Source organism: Ensifer sp. GW823-FHT05D09, from assembly GCF_058795755.1.
Genome location: NZ_JBXAIA010000005.1, coordinates 251,991 through 276,512 on the forward strand (window position 1 = coordinate 251,991; position 24,522 = coordinate 276,512).

At 61.4% G+C, this 24,522-nt stretch carries 22 protein-coding genes and 2 pseudogenes; 13 read left to right on the top strand and 11 right to left on the bottom strand.

The genetic code is table 11. The features are described 5' to 3' along the window. Nucleotides 1-671: 671 nt before the first annotated feature. Nucleotides 672-932: pseudogene (locus tag AC1Q80_RS17080) on the top strand (alcohol dehydrogenase catalytic domain-containing protein); the annotation flags it as partial. Nucleotides 933-941: 9 nt separating this feature from the next. Here the strand turns inward: AC1Q80_RS17080 and AC1Q80_RS17085 are convergent. Continuing rightward, nucleotides 942-1,100, bottom strand: a pseudogene (locus AC1Q80_RS17085) (IS66 family transposase); the annotation flags it as partial. A gap of 195 nt (nt 1,101-1,295) precedes the next feature. Here AC1Q80_RS17085 and AC1Q80_RS17090 point away from each other — a divergent pair. From AC1Q80_RS17090 to AC1Q80_RS17100, 3 genes are all read left to right on the top strand, one after another. Beyond that, on the top strand, nt 1,296-2,444 hold the full coding sequence (locus tag AC1Q80_RS17090) for a mandelate racemase family protein (protein WP_492361223.1): 1,149 nt from the start codon (nt 1,296-1,298) through the stop codon (nt 2,442-2,444). A 19-nt stretch (nt 2,445-2,463) separates the two neighbouring features. Then, entirely contained in the window at nt 2,464-3,093 is a 630-nt protein-coding gene (locus AC1Q80_RS17095) for an SGNH/GDSL hydrolase family protein (protein ID WP_209792070.1), read from the top strand. 88 nt (nt 3,094-3,181) lie between these two features. Next, complete coding sequence (locus tag AC1Q80_RS17100) at nt 3,182-4,780, top strand: ABC transporter substrate-binding protein (RefSeq protein ID WP_492361224.1); 1,599 nt, start codon at nt 3,182-3,184, stop codon at nt 4,778-4,780. Between the two features lie 701 nt (nt 4,781-5,481). Here the strand turns inward: AC1Q80_RS17100 and AC1Q80_RS17105 are convergent. The 9 genes from AC1Q80_RS17105 to AC1Q80_RS17145 all read right to left on the bottom strand — a co-directional run bounded on the left by AC1Q80_RS17105 (nt 5,482) and on the right by AC1Q80_RS17145 (nt 13,448). Next, nucleotides 5,482-6,243: an ABC transporter ATP-binding protein gene (locus tag AC1Q80_RS17105; RefSeq protein WP_492361225.1), complete on the bottom strand. Its 762-nt coding sequence runs from the start codon at nt 6,241-6,243 to the stop codon at nt 5,482-5,484. Further along, the gene (locus AC1Q80_RS17110; protein ID WP_492361226.1) at nt 6,243-7,079 is read right to left on the bottom strand and encodes an ABC transporter ATP-binding protein; all 837 of its coding nucleotides are present in this window, start codon (nt 7,077-7,079) and stop codon (nt 6,243-6,245) included. The genes AC1Q80_RS17105 and AC1Q80_RS17110 overlap by 1 nt, the downstream gene beginning before the upstream one ends. Before the next feature lie 5 nt (nt 7,080-7,084). Continuing rightward, complete coding sequence (locus AC1Q80_RS17115; protein ID WP_209792061.1) at nt 7,085-7,972, bottom strand: ABC transporter permease; 888 nt, start codon at nt 7,970-7,972, stop codon at nt 7,085-7,087. Beyond that, nucleotides 7,972-8,994, bottom strand: coding sequence for an ABC transporter permease (locus AC1Q80_RS17120; protein ID WP_492361227.1), 1,023 nt, complete (start codon nt 8,992-8,994; stop codon nt 7,972-7,974). The genes AC1Q80_RS17115 and AC1Q80_RS17120 overlap by 1 nt, the downstream gene beginning before the upstream one ends. Nucleotides 8,995-9,102: 108 nt before the next feature. Beyond that, nucleotides 9,103-9,417, bottom strand: a complete 315-nt coding sequence (locus tag AC1Q80_RS17125) for a cupin domain-containing protein (protein ID WP_173421653.1) — start codon at nt 9,415-9,417, stop codon at nt 9,103-9,105. Between the two features lie 62 nt (nt 9,418-9,479). Beyond that, a complete protein-coding gene (locus tag AC1Q80_RS17130; protein ID WP_173421654.1) occupies nt 9,480-10,229 on the bottom strand; it encodes a FadR/GntR family transcriptional regulator in 750 nt (249 codons plus the stop codon). A gap of 82 nt (nt 10,230-10,311) precedes the next feature. Next, nucleotides 10,312-11,049, bottom strand: coding sequence for a FadR/GntR family transcriptional regulator (locus tag AC1Q80_RS17135; protein ID WP_173421655.1), 738 nt, complete (start codon nt 11,047-11,049; stop codon nt 10,312-10,314). A gap of 82 nt (nt 11,050-11,131) precedes the next feature. Then, complete coding sequence (locus AC1Q80_RS17140; protein ID WP_492361228.1) at nt 11,132-12,649, bottom strand: aldehyde dehydrogenase (NADP(+)); 1,518 nt, start codon at nt 12,647-12,649, stop codon at nt 11,132-11,134. A 4-nt stretch (nt 12,650-12,653) separates the two neighbouring features. After that, nucleotides 12,654-13,448 (bottom strand): NAD-dependent epimerase/dehydratase family protein, encoded by a 795-nt coding sequence (locus AC1Q80_RS17145; protein WP_492361229.1) that lies wholly within the window; start codon nt 13,446-13,448, stop codon nt 12,654-12,656. A gap of 256 nt (nt 13,449-13,704) precedes the next feature. Here AC1Q80_RS17145 and kduI point away from each other — a divergent pair, with 256 nt between their 5' ends. From kduI to AC1Q80_RS17165, 4 genes are all read left to right on the top strand, one after another. Then, entirely contained in the window at nt 13,705-14,529 is an 825-nt protein-coding gene (kduI, locus tag AC1Q80_RS17150) for a 5-dehydro-4-deoxy-D-glucuronate isomerase (RefSeq protein WP_492361230.1), read from the top strand. Next, nucleotides 14,526-15,269, top strand: a complete 744-nt coding sequence (gene kduD / locus AC1Q80_RS17155; protein WP_492361231.1) for a 2-dehydro-3-deoxy-D-gluconate 5-dehydrogenase KduD — start codon at nt 14,526-14,528, stop codon at nt 15,267-15,269. Before kduI ends, kduD begins: the two co-directional genes overlap by 4 nt. Before the next feature lie 105 nt (nt 15,270-15,374). Then, nucleotides 15,375-16,286, top strand: a complete 912-nt coding sequence (gene kdgD, locus AC1Q80_RS17160) for a 5-dehydro-4-deoxyglucarate dehydratase (RefSeq protein WP_492361232.1) — start codon at nt 15,375-15,377, stop codon at nt 16,284-16,286. A 24-nt stretch (nt 16,287-16,310) separates the two neighbouring features. Beyond that, nucleotides 16,311-17,447 (top strand): mandelate racemase/muconate lactonizing enzyme family protein, encoded by a 1,137-nt coding sequence (locus AC1Q80_RS17165; RefSeq protein WP_492361233.1) that lies wholly within the window; start codon nt 16,311-16,313, stop codon nt 17,445-17,447. Between the two features lie 126 nt (nt 17,448-17,573). On the opposite strand, the gene AC1Q80_RS17170 is transcribed toward AC1Q80_RS17165, so the two are convergent. Next, the gene (locus tag AC1Q80_RS17170; protein ID WP_492361234.1) at nt 17,574-18,506 is read right to left on the bottom strand and encodes a helix-turn-helix transcriptional regulator; all 933 of its coding nucleotides are present in this window, start codon (nt 18,504-18,506) and stop codon (nt 17,574-17,576) included. Nucleotides 18,507-18,708: 202 nt separating this feature from the next. Here AC1Q80_RS17170 and AC1Q80_RS17175 point away from each other — a divergent pair, with 202 nt between their 5' ends. The 5 genes from AC1Q80_RS17175 (at nt 18,709) to pglA (ending at nt 24,518) form a co-directional block, all read left to right on the top strand. Then, a complete protein-coding gene (locus tag AC1Q80_RS17175) occupies nt 18,709-19,590 on the top strand; it encodes a carbohydrate ABC transporter permease (protein WP_492361235.1) in 882 nt (293 codons plus the stop codon). 6 nt (nt 19,591-19,596) lie between these two features. Next, nucleotides 19,597-20,478, top strand: a complete 882-nt coding sequence (locus AC1Q80_RS17180) for a carbohydrate ABC transporter permease (protein ID WP_492361236.1) — start codon at nt 19,597-19,599, stop codon at nt 20,476-20,478. A 2-nt stretch (nt 20,479-20,480) separates the two neighbouring features. Then, complete coding sequence (locus AC1Q80_RS17185) at nt 20,481-21,578, top strand: ABC transporter ATP-binding protein (RefSeq protein WP_492361237.1); 1,098 nt, start codon at nt 20,481-20,483, stop codon at nt 21,576-21,578. A gap of 40 nt (nt 21,579-21,618) precedes the next feature. After that, nucleotides 21,619-22,887, top strand: coding sequence for an ABC transporter substrate-binding protein (locus AC1Q80_RS17190; RefSeq protein WP_209792041.1), 1,269 nt, complete (start codon nt 21,619-21,621; stop codon nt 22,885-22,887). A gap of 77 nt (nt 22,888-22,964) precedes the next feature. Beyond that, nucleotides 22,965-24,518, top strand: a complete 1,554-nt coding sequence (gene pglA, locus AC1Q80_RS17195) for a polygalacturonase PglA (protein WP_492361238.1) — start codon at nt 22,965-22,967, stop codon at nt 24,516-24,518. Nucleotides 24,519-24,522 lie beyond the last annotated feature (4 nt).

Below are 24,522 nucleotides of genomic sequence, written 5' to 3' on the forward strand. Positions count from 1 at the left end.
AGGCGACGCCGTTACGTGCTCGATGAAGCAGGTGAAAGGCAGTTCGGTTTTGAGAACACGGTGCAACCAACGCTTCGCGCGATAGGCCGGTGGCCGTGTTCGCGACGCGCTCCTGAGAGGCGACTTTGAACCGCGCTCGAAGGGCTGAAGCGAACAACTCAGTGTGGTCGGTTGTCATTGGTGGAAGTCGCGCTTTCCAGGACAACTATACCTGAGCAGAGCACCGGCGTGCCTTTGCGATTGCGGAAACATCGTCCGAAGGCAACGACCGAGATATAGCGACTACCACGCGTGCTGACGCGATAGGCAGACTGTACGCCAGTCCGCCAACGATTGTCTCGGTGATCTCCTTGGCCAAACGTGGCTGGTCTGCCGGATGAACGCGATCGAGATGCGATTTGAGGGGCAGTCCGCAAATGGGTTCCTCCGGAGAAAAGCCGAAAAGCTGGGCTAGGGGGGCATCCCCACAAACAAGGTCCTGGACGATGTCCCAGGTTTAGATACCGGAGTCTGTCGTATTCGCGTCCGGCAAATCAACAGCGAACGTGCGCTCTCGATCCTCTGACATCACTCCTCCGTCATGCTCTGCTTTTCGATCGCGGAATGTCGGCACTGGCTATCCCGGAACACCAATCTCGATAGTGAGACCAAAACAGGAAACGAGGATCATTATGAAATCACGTGCCGCTGTCGCATTTGCGCCTGGCGAACCACTGGAAATTGTGGAGCTTGATGTCGCTCCGCCTCAGAAAGGCGAAGTCCTGGTGCGGATCTCGCATACGGGGTCTGTCACACCGATGCCTTCACGTTGTCAGGTGCGGATCCGGAGGGCATTTTTCCCGTGTCCTCGGTCACGAAGGTGCGGGTGTCGTCATCGAGGGGGCGAGGGAGTAACGAGCGTCGCGCCCGGCGATCATGTCATTCCGCTATACGGCAGAAGGCCGCGAGCGGGCACCGATCCCTTCACTCAGGATCTTCAGCAGCACCACCATCACCCCGAGCCATCCGGCAAGCGTCAAACGATCGAGGTCGATGCCTTCTCGAGCATAGATGTCGCTCTGGCGATGCAAGGGAAGATGGTCGCAGTATCTGGAGACCAGCTGTGATCCCTTGGCCGAACGGAGAGCGGGAAATGTCGCAGGCGCGGTATTCGCAAGGCATGTCCCGAGAGCGGAGCTTGTCAGTCATTTGAAGAAACTTGTTATACAGATTTGACAAGTAGATGATGATCTGTCTAAGTATGTGTTATACAGGGTGGCGCGGGAAGCCGGCCATATCAGCATACCGGAGGAACAATGATCATCACCGACGTCGAGGTGCGGGTCTTCCGCACGACCACACGCCGCCATTCCGACAGTGCTGGTCACGCGCATCCAGGCCCGCCGCACCAGGTTGAGCAGGCAATGCTCACCGTGCGCACGGAGGATGGGCAGGAAGGGCACTCCTTCACAGCGCCCGAAATCGTTCGCCCGCATCTGATCGAGAAATTCGTGAAGAAGGTCCTCGTCGGTCAGGACCATCGCGATCGCGAGCGTCTATGGCAGGACCTTGCCCATTGGCAGCGCGGCTCCGCTGCGCAACTCACCGACCGTACGCTTGCGGTTGTCGACTGCGCACTGTGGGACCTGGCAGGCAGAACCCTCGATCAACCCGTATACAAGTTGATCGGCGGCTATCGCGACAAGGTGCTGGCCTATGGCTCGATCATGTGCGGTGACGAGCTGGAGAATGGCCTGGCAACGCCGGAGGATTACGGTCGGTTCGCCGAGACGCTGGTCAAGCGCGGCTACAAGGGCATCAAACTGCACACCTGGATGCCGCCGGTCAGCTGGGCGCCTGACGTGAAAATGGATCTCAAGGCCTGTGCGGCCGTCCGCGAGGCCGTGGGTCCGGATATCCGTTTGATGATCGACGCCTTCCACTGGTATTCCCGCACCGATGCACTCGAACTCGGGCGTGGCCTTGAGAAGCTCGGCTTCGACTGGATCGAGGAGCCGATGGATGAACAATCGCTTTCTTCCTACAAGTGGCTCGCGGACAATCTCGACATTCCCGTGGTCGGTCCGGAAAGCGCTGCAGGCAAGCATTGGCACCGCGCCGAGTGGATCAAGGCGGGCGCCTGCGACATACTGCGCACCGGCGTCAACGACGTCGGAGGCATTACCCCCGCGCTGAAGACCATGCATCTGGCCGAGGCCTTCGGCATGGAATGCGAGGTGCATGGCAACACCGCCATGAACCTGCATGTGGTGGCCGCCACCAAGAACTGCCGCTGGTACGAACGCGGCCTGTTGCACCCGTTCCTCGAATATGACGACGGCCACGACTATCTGAAGTCGCTTTCCGATCCGATGGATCGCGACGGGTATGTCCACGTGCCGAATAGGCCAGGGCTCGGCGAGGACATCGATTTCGACTTCATCGAGAACAACCGCGTACGGTGACGAGCGAGGTGATTGGGCAATGAAGACCGTTCTCGCCTTCGGCGACAGTCTGACCTGGGGTGCGGATCCAGCGACGGGTCTGCGCCATCCGCCCGAGAGCCGCTGGCCGGACGTTCTCGGTCGGGAACTTGGCGGCGCAGCAAAGGTCATATCGGAAGGGCTCGGCGGGCGCACCACCTGTTACGACGACCATGCCGGACCCGCTTGCCGCAATGGCGCCAAGGCGTTGGAGGTGGCGCTTGCCAGCCATATGCCGCTCGATCTGGTGATCGTCATGCTCGGCACGAACGACATCAAGCCTGTGCATGGCGGGCGCGCAGAAGGGGCCGTTTCCGGCATGCGCCGCCTGGCGCAGATCGTGGACACCTTTCCTTACAAACCGAGCGGGCCGAAGCCGAAGTTTTTGATCGTCGCACCGCCGCCTTGTTCCGCCGGTCCAGGCGGGCACCCGGCAGCCGGCCGGAGCGTGGCGGAATCCGAGCGGCTCTCACCGCTCTACCGCAAGCTCGCCGGCGAACTCGGCCACGCGTTCTTCGATGCAGGTGCAGTCGCGCGTGGATCCGAGATCGATGGCGTGCATTTGGAAGCGGCCGCGACCGCCGCCATCGGCCGTGCACTCGCGGTTCCCGTCGGCGCAATTCTAGCCTGATCCGTTTCAACGCCTGCGGAGGAGCAGGCGGGCGGGTTGTCAAACTGGTAGGCCGAAATCCGCAAGGATGGCCGCAAAAGGAGGAAACATGAGACACTTTTTCATAAAAGCCGCGCTCGGCGTGCTTCTCGCCACGGCCGCACCGATCGGCGTGCTGGCCGAGACACCGGCCGACCAACTGGTCGTCGCCACGACCATGAGCAACATTCTGACGCTCGATCCCGCTGCCATCACCGGCCGCGAGACCGTGCAGGTGCTCAATAACATCTACGACACGCTGGTCATCCTTTCGCCGCAGGACCGTAGCGTCCAGCCGCGTCTTGCCGAGCGCTGGGAGATCGCCGAGGATCGCAAATCGATCCGCTTTCACCTGCGTGCCGATGCGAAATTTGCTTCCGGCAATCCCGTTACGGCCGGCGACGTGGCCTGGAGCCTGAAGCGTCTGCTCGCCCGGAACCTGGCGCAGTCGTCCTTCCTCAAGACGCGTGGCTTCACGCTTGAGAATGCCGACAAGGCCTTTGTCGCCGAAGACGACCATACCTTCGTGATCAATCTGGCGAAGCCCGATGACCCGAACCTTTTGCTGATGATCCTGGCACAGAATGGCCCCGGCTCCATACTCGACAGCAAGACGGCGCTCGAGAACGAGAAGGACGGCGACCTTGGTGCCGCCTGGCTGACGCTGAATTCGGCCGGTTCAGGTCCTTTCACGCTCACCCAGTGGAAATCGAACGAATACATCATCCTGACGAGGAACGACGACTATTGGGGTGAAAAGGCGGCGATGAAGCGCGTTCTGATGCGCCATCTGCCGGAATCCCAGTCGCAGCGTCTGCTGCTGGAGAAAGGCGACATAGACGTTGCCTATTCCCTCCAGGCGCCGGATCTCAAGTCGCTTGAGGCCGACAAGGCGATTACCATCGCATCAACGCCGGGTTCGGGCTTTTATTATCTCAGCGTCTCGATGAAAGACGAGCGCTTTGCCAACAAGAAGGTACGCGAGGCGCTGCGATACCTCATCGACTACGAAGGCCTCGACAAGGCCGTCATGCCCTACTACGGCAAGCTGCATCAGCGGCCGCTGTCAACAGGCGTTATCGGCGCGCTGCCGGATGAGGGCTACAAGCTGGACGTGGAAAAGGCCAAGGCGCTGCTGGCCGAAGCGGGCTACCCCGACGGTTTCAAGACCACGCTGCGGGTCCTTTCCGAAGACCCCTTCATGAAGGCGGCGACCGCCATCCAGAACACGCTCGCCCAGGCGGGGATCCAGGCGGAACTCATCAGCGGTTCGGGTGATCAGATCTACGGTGCGATGCGCGAACGAAACTTCGAACTGCTGCTTGGTCGCGGCGGCGGCGGTCAGCAGCCGCATCCGGACAACAACCTGCGCTCCATCGCCTACAATCCTGACAATTCGGACGATGCGAAGCTCACCAACTACCAGAGCTGGCGCACCAGCTTCTACGACGAAAAATTGAACAAGCTGATCGAGGAAGCACTGGTTGAGCGCGATCCGGCCAAGCAGGCCAAACTCTATGAAGGCGTGCAGGCCTACATGGACGAGATCGTCATGTCGATCCAGCCGTTCTCGGAAGTGGTCGATACGGCTGCGTTTCGAAGCGATGTGAAGGGCATGATCGTCAGCCCCTGGCTCTCCCGCTTCGAGGGTGTCGCCAAGGAGCGCTGATCCTTCAGGTCTTCGTAGCGAGTTCGGACAAGGCGCGTGGCAACACGCGCCTTTTTCACGTTCGCCAGACAAAAGCTGCGACAGCCATCCGAACCGGTACCTCGTCGGCACACGCGAAAACATGGATCGCTGCCTACGTGAGCGAGAGCGGAGATCTGCGAAGAGTGCTGTTGCAAGCTGGTCTCTGGCTTCACATCGCAGTTCCCAAGGGAAACGAACGACGCGCCCAATTCACGTCTGGCGTTACTCTACGCACTTACTACAAGTCGACCTCTGAAGGACAGACGCACAAGGTGGGGCCCTTGGAGCGCGTTCCGCAATGCCGAGCGGATGTTGGCCAGGACGGCGCGTCAGATACCATTGCACAGCCTCGGTGCAGTCGAGAATTCCAGTCAAAGGGATCGGTGTCGAACGGCGCCGCGTGGAAGGCAGCCGTTTTCGCAAGATCTCGTCGCATGGCGTTTCGACGCAGACGCCCGCGATAAACTTTGTTTATCGTTCGGGTAGGGCTGGGTGATCCGGAAAACCCGCCGCGATCCCTGCCTTGCAGTTGGCGACAAAGTTGTCGCGGACGTTGCCGCTATTTTCTGGTCATTTCACACATCGGCGACAGGTCCGTTGGATCGCCCTGACGTCAAAAGGCGCCTCCGTGAATCAGGGGCGCCTTGTTGGGATTACCGGACCTAACCTGGTGAGGGCGATCAATGCGCCCTTTCGTATTCAAGCGAGGCTCCGATGAGTTCTCGAGCGTAAGGATGCGTGGCGCCGTTTGCGGGGATCGCTTCGCGCGGCAGCACTTCGGTGATTTCTCCGTGCAGCATCACGGCAAAGCGGTCGCACATATGGTCGACCACGGCCAGATCGTGCGTGACCATGATGTAGGTGAAGCCTCGCTCTTCGCGCAGGCGCTGGAGCAGGTTCAGGATCTCAGCCTGCACCGAGACATCGAGCGCCGACGTCGGTTCGTCCAGAAGCAGAAGCGAAGGCTCCAGAATGAGCGCACGGGCAATCGCCACCCGCTGCCGCTGGCCGCCGGAGAGCTGGTGGGGAAAGCGATCGAGGAAGGATATGGGCAGGCCGACATCGGTGATCGCCTTGCGCATGCGTTCCTCGCGGTCGCCGAGCTTGTGGATCACCAGTGGCTCGTTGAGTACGGTGCGCACCGACTGGCGCGGATGCAGCGAGCCGTACGGATCCTGGAACACCATCTGCAGCGTGCGGCAGCGCTCGATAAGCGGCATCTCGCGTACCGACTTGCCGTTGAGGAGAATGTCACCCGTCCAGATGTCGGTCAGCATCGAGATGCAGCGCAGCACCGTGGATTTGCCCGAGCCGCTTTCACCGACGAGCCCGAAACATTCGCCTGGGCTGACCGAGAAGCTGACACTCGGCAGGACCCTGACCGCGGCAGGGCCGGCGCCGAAGGTGATCGATACTTCGCGCGTTTCGACGGATACGGACATCAGGCTTTCTCCTCCAGCCATTCGGGTTGGCGGTCGAGCACGGCGAGGGGCGCACGCCCTCCACCGATCCGCGGTTGGGCCGCCAGCAGGCCGCGCGTGTAGGGGTGTTCGGCCCTGTCGAGGTCTTGGGCGGCGAGCGTTTCGACGACGCGACCGGCATACATGATGAGAACGCGGTCGCAGAAATTGCGCACGAGGTTCAGGTCGTGACTGATCATGATGAGGCCAATGCCGCGGTCGCGCACGAGGCCGTCGAGGATGTTCAGCACTTGAAGCCGGACGGTAACGTCGAGCGCCGAGGTGGGTTCGTCGGCGATGACGAGGTCCGGGTCGGCCAAAAGCATCATGGCGATCATCACCCGCTGGCCCATGCCACCGGATATTTCATGCGGATACTGCTCGAAGACCCGCTTCGGGTCACGGATCTTGACCGCCTCCAGCATGGTGAGCGCCTTGTCGCGAGCCTCTGCCTTCGAGCACTTGAAGTGGCGCAGATAGGTCTCCGCCACCTGGTCGCCGACCCGGCGGATCGGGTTGAGCGAGAATTTTGGATCCTGAAGGATCATCGACATGCGCCGGCCGCGGACCTTCAGCATCTCCCTTTCGGAGAGCGTCAGGAGATCGAGGTCTCCAAACCGCAATTTGTCCGCGGTGATCGTGGCGCCGGGCAGAAGGCGCAGCAGCGCACGCCCGACGGTCGATTTTCCGGAACCGGATTCGCCGACGATCCCCAGCCGTTCGCGGCCCAGCGTGAAAGAGACGCCACGGACGGCTTCTGCCGAAGCGCCGCCATAGCGGATGCGCAGATTGTCGACTTCGAGAATTGACTTGTCCATCGGGCTCACCTCCGGTTCATCTGCTTGGGATCGAGCGCATCGCGCAATCCGTCGCCGAGCAGGTTGAATGCAAGGCTGACGGTCAGGATCGAGATGCCCGGGAAGGTGACGAGCCACCAGCTGTCCAGCATGTAGCGGCGGCCGGTCGCGATCATGGCGCCCCATTCGGGCAGCGGCGGCTGAGCGCCGAGGCCCAGGAAGCCGAGGCCGGCGGCCGTGAGGATGACGGTCGCCATGTTGAGCGTCAGGCGGATGAGGACCGACGGCAGGCACATGGGCATGATCGACTTGACGATGATGCGCGCCGGGGACGCGCCCTGCAATCTGGCGGCGGAGATATAGTCCGCCTTGCGGAAGGTCATGGCTTCGGCGCGGGCCAGCCGGGCGATCGGCGGCCAGGAGGTGAGCGCAATGGCGATGATGGCGTTGTTGAGGCTTGGGCCCAATGCTGCGACGAAGGCGAGCGAGAGGATGAGGCTCGGAAACGACAGGAATATATCGGTGATACGCATCATCACCGTATCAACCTTGCCGCCGAGATAGCCGGCGGTGGTGCCGATGATGAGGCCGATTGGGCCGACGACAATCGACACGAGGAAGATGATCGTCAGCGTGATGCGGGCTCCCCAGACGAGGCGGCTGAAGATATCGCGGCCAAGCTCGTCGGTGCCGAAGAGATGCCCGTTCCCCGGCGCCTGCAGCGTCAGGGCAAGATCCTGCGCGTAGGGGTCGTGCGTGGCGATCAGCGGCGCGAAGGCGGCGACGAGGATGAGCAGCGTCAGCACGGCAAGGCCGAAGGCTGATGTCGGGCTCTTCAACAGGAACAGCACGATGTTCTTCAGTGCAAGCAGCGGTGCCGGCAGGCGGCGAGCGGTTTCGGTGCGGGTCGACATCAGCGTGTCCTCGGGTCGAAGATGCGGTAGAGAACATCGGAGAGAAGATTGAGCCCGATGAAGATGACGCCCACGATCAGCACGCAGGTCATGACGGCGTTCATGTCGCCAGTGATGAGGTTGTTGGTGAGATATTGGCCAAAACCCGGCCAGGCGAAGACGGTTTCGATCAGCACCGCGCCTTCGAGCAATGAGCCGTAGGCAAGCGCGATGATCGTGACGAGCTGGACCCGGATGTTGATGAAGGCGTGCTGCCAGATCGTCTGGTTGCGCGAAAGCCCCTTCACTCTGGCCGTCGTCACATACTCTTGGCCGAGCTGGTCGAGCATGAAGCTGCGGGTCATGCGGGTGATGTAGGCAGAGGAGGAGTAGCCGAGCAAGGTCGCAGGCAGGATGATGTGGTTCACGGCCGACCAGAACACATCCATTTCGCCGGCAATCAGGCTGTCGATGAGGAGGAAGCCGGTGCGCTCGTCGACGAGGCCGATATAGAACTGGTCCATTCGCCCGCTGCCGCCGACCAGCCCGAAATGGGCGTAGAAGACGATGAGGGCGATCATGCCCGTCCAGAAAATCGGCATCGAGTGGCCGAAGAGGCTGAAAACGCGCACGAGATGGTCCGGCCAGCGGTCCTTGTTGACGGCGGCGAAGACGCCAAGCGGTACGCCGAGGCCGGCGCCGATGAGAATGGCGAAGGTCGCGAGCTCGATCGTCGCCGGCATGACATGCAGGATATCCTGGATGACGGGTTGGCCGGTGCGGATGGACGTGCCGAAATTACCGGTGAAGACATCGCCGAGATAATAGAAGAACTGTTCCCAGAGCGGACGATCAAGGCCGAGCGAACGGTACACCTGCTCGTAGGTCTCGCGGGTCGCATCTTCGCCGACGATGGCGCGCACGGGGTCGGCCGGCATCAACCGGCCGATGAAGAAGGTCAGGAGAAGCAGGCCGAGCAGCGTGACCGCAATGGTCCCGATCTGCCCGGCCGCGCCATAGAAGCGTATGCGACGGTGTGACATGATTCCTCCGTTTGTCATTCGCCAGACGGTGCGGCGGTACAGGCTCCTATCCTGTATGACAACTTAATGAAACCTGTCACAGGTTGTCGATGCTGTCAAGCCAATCGATCAGAGGAAGTCGTCGCGACGGGGCGTGAAGCAGTCGATAAGCTCTCCCGCCTCCAGGCATTGGCAGCCGTGCTCGGTGTTTCCCGGGATGACGAGGCTGTCGCCGGGATTGAGCTCATAGGCAACGCCATCGCGAAAAAAGCGGAAGCGGCCGCGTGCGACATAGGTCGATTGCACGTGCGCATGGCTATGCAGCCGGCCTTCGGCGCCGCTTTCGAAGCGGAAGGACACGACCATGATTTCTGGTGAATGAGACAACACCTGCCGGGTGATGCCGGTGTCGGTCGGGGTGGCGGGAAAGACGGGAAGGGACATGGAGACCTCGTTGATGGTGTATGACACCATCAACATACATGTACTTATATCTGTATGACAAGCTAAGACAGATTTATATCTTCCGGCGACAAGGTGCGTGAGCGCAGCAGGACCTTGTAGCGATCGAGACTGCCGCGAAGATGGGCGCGCATGCGCTCGCGCGCTGTCTCGGCGTTGCCTTCGATGATGGCATCGACGATCAGGCCGTGTTCTTCCTGAAGATGGAGGTTGTAGTCTTTCGGGCGCGAGCCGGGGGCGGAGCCCTGCAGTTCGCCGCGCGGGATGATGCCGGATCGGATCAGCTGGAGAAATTCCGGGAAGCGGCGATTTTGCGTGGCCTCGGCGATGGCGAGATGCAGCTCGAAATCCGCGTCTCTGGTAGGGCTTCCTGTCGCCAGGCATTCGCCAACGTGATGATGGGCCTCGAGGATCGCTTCAATCTGCGCGGCGGAACGGCGTGACGCCGCAAGTCCCGCCGATTCCACCTCGAAGACCGTCCTGAGTTCCAGAAGCTCGATCACCGAAGAAATCCGTTCGGTGGTCAGATCCTTGAACGGCTGTTTCTTTCCCTCTGAGGTCTGGAGCGCGAAGATGCCCGCACCCTTGCGTGCCTCCACCAGGCCGTCGGCGCGAAGGATGGCGATCGCCTCACGCACCACGGTGCGGCTGACGGAGTACTCGCGGGTCAGCGCGCTTTCGCTCGGAAGTCGGTCACCGGGCTTGAAGACGCCATCGGTCAGCTCGCGACGCAGGTCGGTGCTGATCTTTGCAGCCAGAGACGTGCCTCTGGCGTAATTGTTCTCGGCTTCCATGTCTGCTTCACCTGCATTGAACCTGTCTGGCATGTTATCGGTTATCTGTCCGAATGCAAGTGCAGGCTGTTTTCGGCGATGCTCAGCGAGGCGTTCGCAGCATGGAGCGGTAGCGCATCTGGCTGTTTTTCAGGTGAGCGCGCATGGCGGCGCGAGCCGCCGTCTCATCGCCATTCTGAATGGCGATGAGGATCGCTTCGTGCTCCTCCACGAGCCGCTCGATGTCGGCCGGAGGCAGAGCCGTCTCCTCACCGCTCTCGGTCACTGCCCGTCGGGGGATAAGCGTCGGGCCGAGCATCTGCAGGAATTCGCCGAAGCGGGGATTGTTGGTCGCCTGGGCGATTGCGAGGTGAAAGGCGAAATCGGCCTCGGCGCTCGGTCGGCCCTCGGCCGAACTCGTGCGGAAGGCGTCGAGGGCCTCTACGATCTTTTCTTCCTGTCCCGGGGAACGCCGCAGCGCGGCAAGCCCTGCGGCATCGCCTTCCACGGCCGTGCGAAGTTCGAGCATCTCGATCAGCGACGAAACGCGCGCGAGGTCGACATTCTGGAACGGACGACGTTCGGAAAGGGTTGGATCGAGAACGAAGACGCCAGCGCCCTGGCGCGGTTCTACCAGGCCATCGGAACGAAGTGCTGCGATCGCCTCGCGCACGACCGTGCGGCTCACGCCGAATTCCTGCGTCAGTTGGGCTTCGGAGGGAAGCCGGTCGCCCGGTCTGTGATGCCCCTTGGAAATGCGCCCGCGAAGCGCATCTGCAACCTTGACCACCAGCGTCGTGGCTTGCGGGGGAGCAGTATCTTGGGCTGTCGCTTTCGTCATACACTTGGCCATTCGATGCGAGAGGCGGTAATCCGCAGTTGGTTGTGGATACGCCATTGCCGGGCAATGGCGCAATCCGTTGCTAGCTCGATTTGAGATCCTCGAACTGCAGTGCCTCCGGAATGTTCTGGTAGGAGACCGGCCTCAGGAACCTTCGGATAGAGAGGGTTCCGACGGATGTGGCACCGAAGTTGGTGGATGCGGGGTAAGGGCCGCCGTGCACCATGGCGTCGCAGACTTCGACCCCGGTCGGGTAGCCATTGGCCAGCACGCGACCCGCCTTGCGTTCAAGGATTGGAAGCAGACTGCGCCCCAGTGACGTATCGGCTTCATCGAGATGCAGCGTGGCAGTGAGTTGACCGACAAAGCTTTTTGCGACCGCCAGCATCTCTTCGATCGTCTCGACGGTCACGATAAGACCGAGCGGACCGAACACTTCTTCGGCAAGCACCTGGTTTGCGAGCCACTCCGTGGCGCAAACCCTGAAAAGGTAGGGCGTGGCGTTGCGAAGATCGCAGGCGGTGGCAAGCAGCGCGCGCACGCCGGCACCTGCGGCGATGCGCACGCTTCCCTCGCGATAGGCCTTGGCCATGCCTTCAGTCAGCATGACCTGCGGACCGACTTCGCCAAGTGCGGCGCGGGCCGCTTCTGCGAATGCGTCGGCGTGGTCGGCAAGGATCACTGCGATGCCTGGATTGGTGCAGAACTGGCCGGCACCCATCGTCAGCGAACCTGCCCAACCCCGTGCGATCTCGGCGCCTCGGGCCTTCGCGGCTTCCGGCAGGATGAACATCGGGTTCACCGAACCGAGTTCGCCGAAGAAGGGAATGGGTTCGGGGCGGGAGACGCAAAGATCGAAGAGCGCACGGCCGCCCGCCAGAGAACCGGTAAAGCCGACCGCTTTGATGAGCGGGTGCGTGACGAGCGAAGTGCCGACATCTCGGCGGCCCCCCTGGATCAGCGAGAATACGCCCGGGTGCAGCCCGCTTTTCCGGATGGCGGCATCGGCGGCCTCTGCCACGATCTCGCTTGTGCCGGGATGGGCCGAGTGCCCCTTGACGACGACTGGGCAGCCGGCGGCGAGCGCCGAGGCAGTGTCGCCGCCCATGGTCGAGAAGGCGAGCGGAAAATTGGACGCGCCGAAGACGGCGACGGGGCCGATCGGCCGCTGCATGAGGCGGATATCGGGGCGGGGCAGGGGGGCGCGGTTCGGCAAAGCCTCGTCACGGCGCAGGTCGAGATACTCGCCTTTGCGGATGTGGGACGCAAACAAGCGCAATTGCCCTGTCGTGCGACCGCGTTCGCCGTTCAGCCGTGCGGCAGGCAGGCCGGTCTCGGAGGTGCCGATTTCGGTAATTTCGGCACCCCGGGCTTCGATCTCGTCGGCGATCGTGTCGAGGAACGCGGCGCGCGTCTCTCGGGAGGAGTAACCATAGGACGAGAAAGCCTCTTCGGCGGCGTCCGCCGCCCTGTTCACCAACTCGACCGTTCCGACGGAGAATTCGAAGGCGTCGCTGTGGGAAGGCTCGCTGCGGAACGTAGGCTGCGTTGCAAGCCATTCGCCCGCAACCAGATGCTTGCCATGCGGCACATATGTCATTTCTCTACTCCTTGAAGATCGGATTGTTGACGAAGCCGCCGCCCTGGAAGCGGGCCATCGGGTCGCTCGGGTCGGGCTTCTGCGTGTGTGTGGCAATGTTCGCCCGATGGATCTCGGCATTGTCCTTTGGCTTCCAGCCCAGCCAGCCGACATGCGAATTGTCCCACCAGCCGGCATCGTTGGCCGAACTGCCCCAGATGACCGGGCAACCGAGTACCGGCACGCGGAAGATGGCCTCGATCATCGAGGTGAAATCGTCGTGGGAAAACCAGGTCGACAGCATGCGGTAGTCGGTGGGTTCCGGCGTGCAGGAGCCGATACGCACAAGTGCAGTCTCTTGCCCGAACTTGTCGAAATACATGCGGGCCAGCGCCTCGCCGAAACATTTCGAAACCCCATAGAGCCCATCGGCGCGAAAGGGTGCGTCCGGCCCGAGGCGCTCGGTCTGTGAATAGTAGCCGACGGTGTGGTTGGAGCTGGCAAAGACGATCCGCGGTCGGCCGTGTGCGCGGGCGGCCTCATAGAGATTGTAGAGACCGACAATATTGCCGCCAATGATCTGATCGAACGGCCGTTCGACAGAAATGCCGCCGAGATGGACGATGCCGTCGCAACCCGAGACCATCTCATGCACTGCGGCGGCATCGGAAAGATCGCAGGTCATGCACTCCTCATTCTCCTCAGGACGATCGAGAGGTGCGAGATCTGCGAGGCGAACGGTCTTTGCGAGTGGCGCAAGGCGTTTGCGCATGACCTGGCCGAGCTGGCCTGCGGCGCCGGTGATCAGAAGGCGTCTCAATTCCGTTTTCCTTTTACAAATCGCGGCACTGCCCAGTGCCGGCATACGCCGATGTCAGACGACGCCTTCGGCAGGAACGACGCTGCTGCGTGCTTCGAGCTGGCCGTGGCGAAGAGCGGTTGACCCTGGCGAAACGCCGGCCCCGGACCACTGTCATTTTCGCATCCCTCCGGCTGGCATCTTGACCTCGATAAACATATCATACAATAACGGTAACATATATGATATGTAGTCTACAACGTGATGGAGGAAATTAATGCTGACCGTGGAAACAAGGCAGGCCGTCAATCCGGAATACGCCAAAACGCTCGATACGTCGGGGCTTCGCAAGCATTTCTTGGCGCAGGAGATGTTCAAAGCCGGAGAGATCCGGCTGATCTACACCCACTATGACCGTTTCGTGATCGGGGGCGCCGTGCCTGGCGGCAAGCCGCTGACGCTCGACAAGGTGGAGGAGACGAAGACCCCGTCCTTCCTCGATCGCCGTGAAATGGGCATCGTCAATATCGGCGATGCCGGAACGGTGACCGCGGGCGGGCAGGTCTACACGTTGAACCGCGGCGATGTGCTCTATCTCGGTGCCGGCACGGGGGCAGTGACCTTTGCGGGCGAAGGTCGCTTCTACATCACGTCCTGCCCCGCGCACCGTAGCTTGCCGGCGCGTCTCGTCACTGCTTCCGAAAGCAAGGAAGTGAAAATGGGCGCGTCGGAAACCTCGAACAAGCGCACCATCAATCAGTTCATCCACCCGCTCGTGATGGAGAGCTGCCAGTTGGTTCTTGGCTACACGACCCTGGAGGACGGCTCCGTCTGGAACACCATCCCCTCGCATATCCATGACCGTCGCATGGAAGCCTATCTCTACTTCGGCATGGATGAAAAGTCCCGGGTTCTGCATTTGATGGGCGAGCCCCAGGAGACCCGTCACCTGTTCATTGCGAATGAGGAGGGTGCTCTCTCTCCGCCCTGGTCCATCCATTCCGGCGCCGGTATCGGCTCCTACACCTTTATCTGGGCCATGGCCGGGGACAATGTCGACTACACCGACATGGACTTCATTCAGCCGAAGGATCTAAAATGATAAATTCCTTTTCGCTTCAAGGACGTAAAGCTCTGGTCACTGGCTCCAACACCGGCCTTGGCCAAGCGATTGCGGTTGGGCTTGCCGCTGCAGGGGCGGAGGTCATCTGCGCTGCCCGTCGTGCGCCCGAAGAGACACTGGGTCTGATCGCCGCTGCCGGCGGCAAGGCGAGTGGCCTTTCCCTCGATTTTGCCGATCCCATGGCCGCGCGAGACATATTTCAGGATCAGGGCATCGACATCCTGGTCAACAACGCCGGCATCATTCGTCGCGCTGACGCGGTCGATTTTACCGAAGACGACTGGGATGCGGTGATCGATGTAAACCTGAAGGCGCTCTTCTTCACCACGCAGGCCTTCGCAAAGGAATTGCTGGCCAAAGGGCGACGCGGAAAGGTGGTCAACATCGCGTCGCTGCTTTCGTTCCAGGGCGGGATTCGCGTGCCTTCCTATACCGCTTCAAAACACGGCGTTGCCGGACTCACCAAGCTGCTTGCAAACGAATGGGCTGCCAAGGGCATCAATGTCAATGCCGTTGCGCCCGGCTACATCGAAACCAACAATACCGAGGCGCTTCGCGCCGACGCGGACCGCAACAGGGCGATCCTCGATCGCATTCCGGCCGATCGTTGGGGCCGACCGGAAGACATCGCGGGTGCGGCAGTCTTTCTGTCTTCGGCGGCGGCAGACTACGTGCACGGCGCCATTCTCAACGTGGACGGTGGCTGGTTGGCGCGGTGATCCTCCAGGCGAAGAGGTTGTCATATAACTTGTATGATAACTTGTTGACAGATGTCGTATGTATAGCTAGGTTTACATCTGAAACACGCACAGAGGAAAACACAAATGAACCCTGAACACATCAAAGCTGCCCTCGGCTCCGGCCTTCTCTCCTTCCCGGTCACGCATTTCGACGCGCAAGGGCGTTTCGCGCCGGAAAGCTACAAGGCGCATGTCGAATGGCTTGCCGGCTATGACGCTCCGGTGCTTTTCGCAGCCGGCGGTACCGGGGAATTCTTCTCGCTGAAGCCGGACGAGATTCCTGGGGTGGTCGCAGCGGCCAAGGAAGCGGCAGGCGACACCGCTATCGTGTCGGGTTGCGGCTACGGAACCGATATCGCCGTGGATATCGCCCGTTCGGTCGAAAAGGTCGGCGCTGACGGTATCCTGCTTTTGCCGCACTACCTGATCGATGCGCCTCAGGAAGGTCTCTATGCGCACATCAAGAAGGTCTGCCAGTCGGTCGGTATCGGCGTCATGGTCTACAACCGTGACAATTCGGTGCTGCAGGCCGATACGCTTGCCCGGCTCTGCGACGAATGCCCGAACCTGATCGGCTTCAAGGACGGCACGGGAGACATTGGCCTTCTGCGTCAGGTCACCGCCAAGATGGGCGATCGCCTGATGTATCTGGGCGGCATGCCGACGGCCGAGATCTTCGCCGAGGCCTATCTCGGTGCCGGGGTCACCACCTATTCGTCAGCGGTGTTCAACTTCGTGCCGGGTCTTGCCAACGAGTTCTACGTTGCACTTCGCGCCGGCGATCGCTCCACCTGCGCCCGCATCCTGACGGATTTCTTCTATCCGTTCATGGCGATCCGCAATCGGGTCAAGGGCTACGCCGTCTCGGCAATCAAGGCGGGTGTACGGCTGCAGGGCTTCGACGCCGGCCCGGTGCGCGCGCCGCTCGTGGATCTGACGGATGAGGAGCTCACGATGCTCGACAACCTCATCGGTTCGCACAAGCGCCAGGCCTGACACGGCGATAGCAGGAGGAACTCGATGAAGATCACCGCCGTTCGCACCCATCTCCTGGAACATCGGCTCGGCACGCCGTTCGAAAGCGCCTCGATGCGCTTTGACCGGCGCGCCCATGTACTGGTGGAGATCGAATGCGATGACGGAACGACGGGCTGGGGCGAATGTCTCGGCCCGGCCCGGCCCAATGCGGCGGTGGTCGCAGCCTATTCCAACTGGCTGATCGGTCAGGATCCGCGCCAGACCGAGAAGATCTGGGCGGTGCTCTACAATGCACTGCGCGATCAGGGACAGCGCGGTCTGACGATCACTGCGCTGTCGGGCGTCGATATCGCGTTATGGGATATCAAGGGCAAGCACTACGGCGCCTCGATCTCCATGCTGCTCGGCGGGCGCTGGCGCGAAAGCGTGTGCGCCTATGCGACGGGCAGCTTCAAGCGCGACGGCGTCGACCGGGTATCCGATAATGCCAGTGAAATGGCGGAGCGACGCTCGCAGGGGTTCCATGCCTGCAAGATCAAGATCGGTTTCGGCGTTGACGAGGATCTGGAGGTCATCCGCGCAGTGCGCGAGGCGATCGGCGCCGACATGCGGCTGATGATCGACGCCAACCATGGCTACACGGTCACCGAAGCCGTTCGGCTGGGCAAGGCGGCAGCGGAATATGGCATCGACTGGTTCGAGGAACCGGTCGTGCCCGAGCAACTCTCGGCCTATCGGGATGTCCGCACATCCCAGCCGATCCCGATTGCCGGCGGCGAGACCTGGCATACGCGCTTCGGCATGTGGTCCGCGCTCGAGAGCCGCGCGGTCGATATTCTCCAGCCCGACCTGTGCGGCTGCGGCGGCTTTTCCGAAGCCCAGAAGATCGCGAGCCTAGCGACGCTTTATGGCATTCGCATCGTACCGCATGTCTGGGGAACGGGCGTGCAGATCGCGGCCGCGCTGCAATTCATGGCGGCGATGGTGCCTGATCCGGTCCGCGTCAATCCGGTTGAGCCGATCATGGAATTCGACCGCACGGAAAACCCGTTCCGTCAGGCAGTGTTGAAGACGCCGCTCGAAGCCGTTAACGGGGTGGTTGCCATTCCAGACGGGCCAGGCCTCGGGATCGAGGTCAATCGCAGTGCGCTCGTCGAATTCAAGATGCCGGGAACCTGACGAGGGCCGCGTTCATCGCTTTCGGCGTCCGGAGAATGCCCACCACACACCCCTGGCACAGTTTGCTATTCTCGCAGCCACGCTTGTTGTCTTCAGAATGTAAAGTCGATCCGGTCGTAGAACAGTCTACGGCCGGTGCTTCTCCATTGCGCGGGTCGTGGCAAGGCGGGTTTCCTGTTCCGGCTCGTCCAGTTGCAGCAGACCACCGTGTCGGCTCTGGTGAACCTTGTTCATATGGCCGCGGGGGCTGAGGCCAAGCGTGCGCTTGAACATGCGCGAGAAGTAATAGGGGTCGGCATAGCCGACTTCCGCAGCCGCCGCCGCAACGGAAAGCCCACCTTCGAGAAAATGCATGGCGCGCTCCATGCGCTTGAGCTCCTGGTACTTGCGCGGCGTGCGGCCCACCCGCTTCTGGAACTCGCGCAGGAAATAATCGGCGTTGTAGGGTGAGGTGTCGACGGCCTTTGCGGCAATCTCTGGATCGAGCGGATGGGCCGAGATCATCGATGCTGCCTTCATCACCGCGAGATCGATCGCGTCTGCTCCCTCCGGCTGGTAGGTGGCATGGTCGCGCCAGCCGAGAAAGGCATCCTCGATGAAGGCGATGAGCAGAACCATGAAAAGGTGATGCTGGCCGAGCGAGACGGACGAGGGCGGCGCGCTCTGGCGATAATGGCGCGCGATCGGCTCGAGAAACGACCAACGGCTCAGTTGCAGTTTCGGTCTCAGGTTCATCTGCGCGATCAGGTTATGACGACCGTAGATGTCGAGGGTGAAATGCTGCGCCACGCCGATGTATGTTTCACGCCCCTCGTTCCAGCCGACGAAGCGTTGGCCGCCGCTGATCAGCATCGCATCGCCCGGTTCCATGACGCATGGCTCGCCGTCGATCAGATAGTGGCCGCGGCCCTCGAGGCAGATGACGAGATCGTCGACCGGGTTGGATTTGTCGATCCTCCAGGTTTGCGAATGCTCCATGCGGATCGCAGCGCGCGTCAGGTTGAGCGTCAACGCCGCGGGCGGGATCGCTGAAAGAATGCCACCTTCGATTTCGTCCATCTTTTTCCTTCTCTTTGTGAATTCATTCTGATCTGAAAATACGAGAATGTCACCGCATAAACCGCTTCTTCTGGGGAGGAGATCGGTTCACGGGATAGGTTGAGGCGTAGCCTCTCGCGTTTCCTGCACCGAATTGGGAGCCTGATTTGTACAAAATTGCATCTACATTCACTGCGCTCAGGTGCTGCCCGGGAGGGAGGCCATGAAGATGCAGCGTCTTTTGGGGCTGGGCTATCTCACTCCCTACATCGTCGGACTTCTGGTCTTTACGGCGATCCCGTTCATCGGCTCGCTTTATCTGAGCTTCACCAACTATGACCTGATGAGCGAACCGCGATGGACAGGGCTTGCCAACTACGAGCGGCTGTTCACACGCGACCGAACCTTCATCAAGTCGCTGAACGTCACGCTGCTTTACGTCTTCCTGACGGTGCCCCTGAAGCTCGCCTTCGCGCTCTTCATCGCGGCGATCCTGAACTACAAGCTGATGTTCATCGGGCTGTTCCGGACCGCGTTCTACGTGCCTTCGATCCTCGGCGGCTCGATCGCGATTGCCGTTCTCTGGCGCTACATCTTCGCCACGGAAGGCCTTGCCAACATGGCATTGGCGACGCTCGGGCTTTCCCCGGTCGACTGGTTTGGTGATCCGACCAACGCGCTTTTCACCATCACGCTTCTGCGCTGCTGGCAGTTCGGTTCGGCCATGGTGATCTTCCTCGCGGCCTTGCAGTCGATCGACAAGTCGCTCTACGAGGCGGCGGCCATCGACGGCGCCGGCAAGGTGCGGACCTTCTTCTTCATCACCCTGCCGCTGCTGACGCCGGTCATCTTCTTCAATCTGATCATGCAGATGGTTCAGGCGTTCCAGGAGTTCAACGGTCCTTACATCATCACGCAGGGCGGCCCCCTGAAGTCGACCTATCTCCTGCCGCTCTACATCTATGACGAGGCCTTCAAGAAATTCAACATGGGCTATGCCTCGTCCATCGCCTGGGTGCTCTTCATCATCATAACCGTGCTCACCCTCGTTGCCTTCTGGTCTTCCAAGAAGTGGGTTTTCTACGCCGGCGACAAGCGGAGCTGATCTGATATGACCAATCTTACCTTCAACGACCGCCAGGCCGCACGCCGCGCAAGGCTCAACCTGATCTCGACGGCGATCCGCTACATCCTGCTCTTCGCGGTCGGCTTCGTGATGCTCTATCCGCTGATCTGGCTGGTCGGTGCGAGCTTCAAGACGAACTCGGAAATCTTCGCAGGAGCGGGCTTTCTGCCGAAGAACCCGACTGCCGATGGCTACATCAAGGGCTGGCAGACATCGACGCCCTACACGTTCGGCCGCTTCTTCTGGAATTCGTTCCTGATCATTCTGCCGAAGGTGATCGGCACCGCCATCTCCTGCACGCTGGCGGCCTATGCTTTCGCGCGGTTCGATTTCCCCCTGAAGAAGATCCTGTTCGGTTCGGTGATCGCGATCCTGCTGTTGCCCAATGTCGTCACCCGCATTCCGCAGTATATCCTGTTCCGCGACCTCGGCTGGCTCGACAGCTTCCTGCCGCTCTGGGTGCCCTCGGCACTCGCCGGCGACGCCTTCTTCGTCTTCATGCTGGTGCAGTTCCTGCGCTCGTTGCCGACAGACATGGAGGAGGCAGCACGGGTCGATGGGGCCAACAGTCTCCAGACGCTGGTCTACATCGTTGTGCCGATGCTCGCTCCGGCACTGATCTCGGTGTGCCTTTTCCAGTTCATGTGGACCATGAACGACTTCCTCGGGCCGCTGATCTACTTGTCCTCGGTGGACAAGTATCCGGTCAGTCTCGCTCTCAAGCTTTCCATCGACACGACGGAGGCTTTCGAATGGAACCGCATCCTCGCGATGTCGGTGCTGACGATCGCCCCCGCGTTGATCGTCTTCTTCGCTGCACAACGCTACTTCATCGAAGGGATCTCCTCCGGGGGGATCAAGGGCTGAACATGGCTAAGGTTCAACTGAAAAATCTCGAAAAGGTCTATGGCAACGCCTTCAAGGCGGTCCATGGCATCAACCTCGATATCGACGACGGCGAGTTCATGGTTTTTGTCGGCCCGTCCGGCTGCGCCAAGTCGACCACACTGCGCATGGTGGCGGGTCTGGAGGAGATTTCCGGCGGGGAGGTCGTCATTGGCGATCGACGCGTCAACGATCTGCCGCCCGGCAAGCGCTCGATCGCCATGGTGTTCCAGAACTACGCGCTCTATCCGCACATGAAGGTGAGGGGCAACCTCGCCTTCGGGCTGAAGATCGCCGGAAAACCGAAGGCGGAGATCGACGCCGCCATTGAACAGGTCGCCAGGATTCTCGAGATCGAGCCATTGCTCGACCGGCTGCCCAAGCAGCTCTCGGGCGGTCAGGCCCAGCGCGTGGCACTCGGGCGCGCACTGATCAAGAAGCCGGGCGTGTTTCTGTTCGACGAGCCGCTGTCCAACCTCGACGCAAAATTGCGCGCTTCGATGCGGGTGCGCATCACCGACCTGCATCGCAAGCTGAAGGCTGATGGCCTGTCGTCGACGGTCATCTACGTGACGCATGACCAGACCGAAGCCATGACGATGGGCGACCGCATCTGCGTCATGCAAGCAGGACACATCATGCAGGTTGCGACGCCGAAGGAACTCTATGAACGTCCGGCGAACCTGTTCGTCGCCGGTTTCATCGGCAGTCCGGAGATGAACCTCATCGATGCGAAGCTTGACGGTTCGTCCTTCTCGATCGGCAGCCAGAGCCTGCCGCTCGGAGCGCAGCTGGAGGGCCGGCTTTCGGCCCGCCCGGTAGAGGCCGTGGTCGGCATGCGCCCGCAACACCTTTCGCTCGTCGCCGACGGTCCCGCTGCGTTCACGGCGAAACTCGCCAACGCGGAGTTCATGGGCCACGAAGTCTATCTCCATGCCGACCTGGAAGGTCACAGGGTTGTGAGTGTCGTTGGCGCAGCCGATTTCGAGACGCTGGGGCGCTCGGAGAAGATCCGCCTGCGTCCCGACCTGGACCGATTGCACATTTTCGACAAGACCGACGGCCGCAACGTCTCGCTGTGAGGAGGCGGCGTTGAGCCCTGTATCAAGAAGGAGGAGAACTATGAAGACTGCGAGAACCTTGGCTGCATTGACCGGCGTCGCCTACGGCGCGCTTTCGCTCTGTGCACCGGCTGCTGGAGCGGCCGAACTGCGCATGGCCTGGTGGGGCGGCGACAGCCGTCACGTGGCCACCCAAAAGGCGACCGCCGCCTGCGGCCAGAAATACGGCCATACGGTCAAGGGCGAATTTACCGGCTTCGACGGCTATCTCGAAAAACTGACGACACAGATGGCTGGCAGGACCGAGGCCGACATTATCCAGGTCAACTGGCCCTGGTTGCCTTTGTTTTCCAAGAACGGCGAAGGTTTCGCTGATCTGCGCCAGTTGAAGGCGATCGATCTGGCGAACTGGACGGAGGGAGATCTCGCCGCCGGCTCTATGAACGGCGTTCTGCAGGGGCTTTCGGTCTCGACGACGGGACGTGTGTTCTTCTTCAACGCAACCACGTTCGAGAAGGCCGGTGTCAGTATCCCCAAGAATTGGGACGAGTTCTTCGCCGCGACCGCGACCATCAAGGAGAAGCTCGGCAAGGACCATTACACCTTCAATGCCGTCAAGGAGACCGCGCAGTTGCTGGTGACCCTTGCCGTCGTGCAGAAGACCGGGAAGGATCTTGTCGATCAGACGAACAATCGCGTCGCCTGGACGCCCGAGGAGCTCGCCGAAGGCATTTCCTTCCTCGGCAAGCTGGTGGAGACCGGCGCAATCCGTTCTCAAAAGGAAGAGGCAGCCGACGGCAACGTCAACCTGTTCGAGAAGCCTGCCTGGGCTGAAGGCAAGGTCGCTGGTTCCTATGAATGGGATTCCACCTATTCCAAATACGCCGATCCGCTGAAAGACGGCCAGGTGCTGAAACCCGTGCCGATGCTGAAGCTGGCGGACGCCGTGACCGAAGGCGTCTATCGCAAACCGTCCATGGTGTTCTCCATCTCCAGGAACTCGAAGAACCCGGAGGCCGCCGCTGAGATCGTCAACTGCCTGCTGAACGAGCCGGAAGGCATCGACGCTCTTGGCACATCGCGCGGGCTTCCCGCGTCGAAGGCCGCCGCAGCCCGGCTTGGCGACAAGGGTGAGGCTGAGGTTCGTGCTGCCAACGCCATCGTCATGGCCTCGACCGGGCCGTCGGTCTCGCCCTTCAACGAGCATCCGGAAATCCGGGCCGCCTTCATCGATACGCTCGAAGAATATGCTTACGGCCAGATCACTGCAGAAGAGGGTGCCCAGCAGATCATCGACACTGTGAACGACGTTCTCGCCGAGTTCGACTGACCGCCAACACTGCCCCGCCGCGGGCGACCGCGGCGGGACTTGCGCCCGTCTGACGGGCACGGAACACGAGGCAAGATATGATCCAACCTTCCATCATCGCGCGCTCGGCGCGAACGGCGGCGCTATGCCTGCCGGGGCCCGGTGCGCTTTATTGGCTTTGCGAAAAAGCGGCCTGGCGGTTGTCGTCGCCGGATGACGACCGGGACTTGCAGCAGGGAGTGGCCGATACCGCCGTCACCCTGCTGCATGGACTTCACCCTGCGCGCCGCTACGTCTTCGAGGCGGAAGGGTTTCTGCCGGTGGTTTTCCAAACCGCGCCCTGCGCAGGTCTCGTCGATGCCGCCGATTTTGGTCTCGTGCCCGATATCGCGCCCGACGATCTCGATGGCGCCCTCGCCAATGTCAAAGCACTTGCGGATGCGATCGCAACAGTCCCGAGCGGCGGTACGCTTTATCTCGGGCGAGGCCTATGGACGGCGTTCCCGATCACGCTCAAGGGGCAGATGACCCTGCATCTCGCTGAAGGAGCGACCTTGCGAGCGCCATCCGGGCGTACCGGTTGGCCCATCCTGGCATCGCGCGATCATTGCGGCCGCATGCTCGGTAGCTGGGAAGGGTTGCCTGCTGCCTGTTTTGCCGCGCCCGTGCATGCCGCCTCGGCGGAAAATCTGGTGATCGAGGGCCGTGGTGCCCTCGATGGCTCAGGTGACAGGGGCGACTGGTGGAGCTGGCCGAAAGGAACGCGAGACAGCGCACGGCGCCCACGCGGCCTGCATCTGATTTCCTGCCGTGACGTAACCCTGCTCGGATTCACCATCCGCAACGCGCCGTCCTGGACCATCCATCCGCAGGGTTGCGAGCGTCTGACGGCTGCCGGACTGACGATAATCGCGCCACCAGACAGCCCGAACACCGATGGTTTCAACCCTGAAAGCTGCCGCGATGTCACGATTACAGGTGTGCGTTTCTCGGTCGGCGACGATTGCATCGCGGTCAAGGCCGGCAAGCGTGGTCCGAACGGCGAGGATGATCACCTGATGGAAACACGCAACGTTCGCGTCAGCCATTGCCTGATGGAACGCGGCCATGGCGGGCTGGTGATCGGCTCGGAGATGTCCGGTGGCGTGCATGACGTCTACGTCGAGGATTGCGAGATGATCGGCACGGATCGCGGCCTGCGGCTGAAGACCCGTCGCGGTCGCGGCGGGTCGATCACCAATATCGCCATGTGCCGTGTGCGTCTGGATGGCGTCGAAACCGCGCTCTCGGCCAACGCCCACTACCATTGCGATGCCGACGGCCACGATCCCTGGGTGCAGAGCCGTGAGCCGGCAGCCGTCAGTTCCGCGACACCGGTCATCGATGGCGTCACCATCGAGGACATCGAAATCCGTGGCCTCGCTCACGCGGCAGGCGTGTTTCTCGGTCTACCCGAAGCCCCGATCCGCAACATCAGCATCTGCCGACTGCAGATCGTCTCGCATGACCCCGATGCAATCGCGACGCCGCCGATCATGGCCGATCGCATCAGGCCCATGCGTCATGAGGCGATCGTCGCCGAGCAAGCCGAGATCGACTGCGACGACCCCGCCTTGCTCAGTGCCGCCTCAATCTCCCTTTCCTTTGAATGAGATC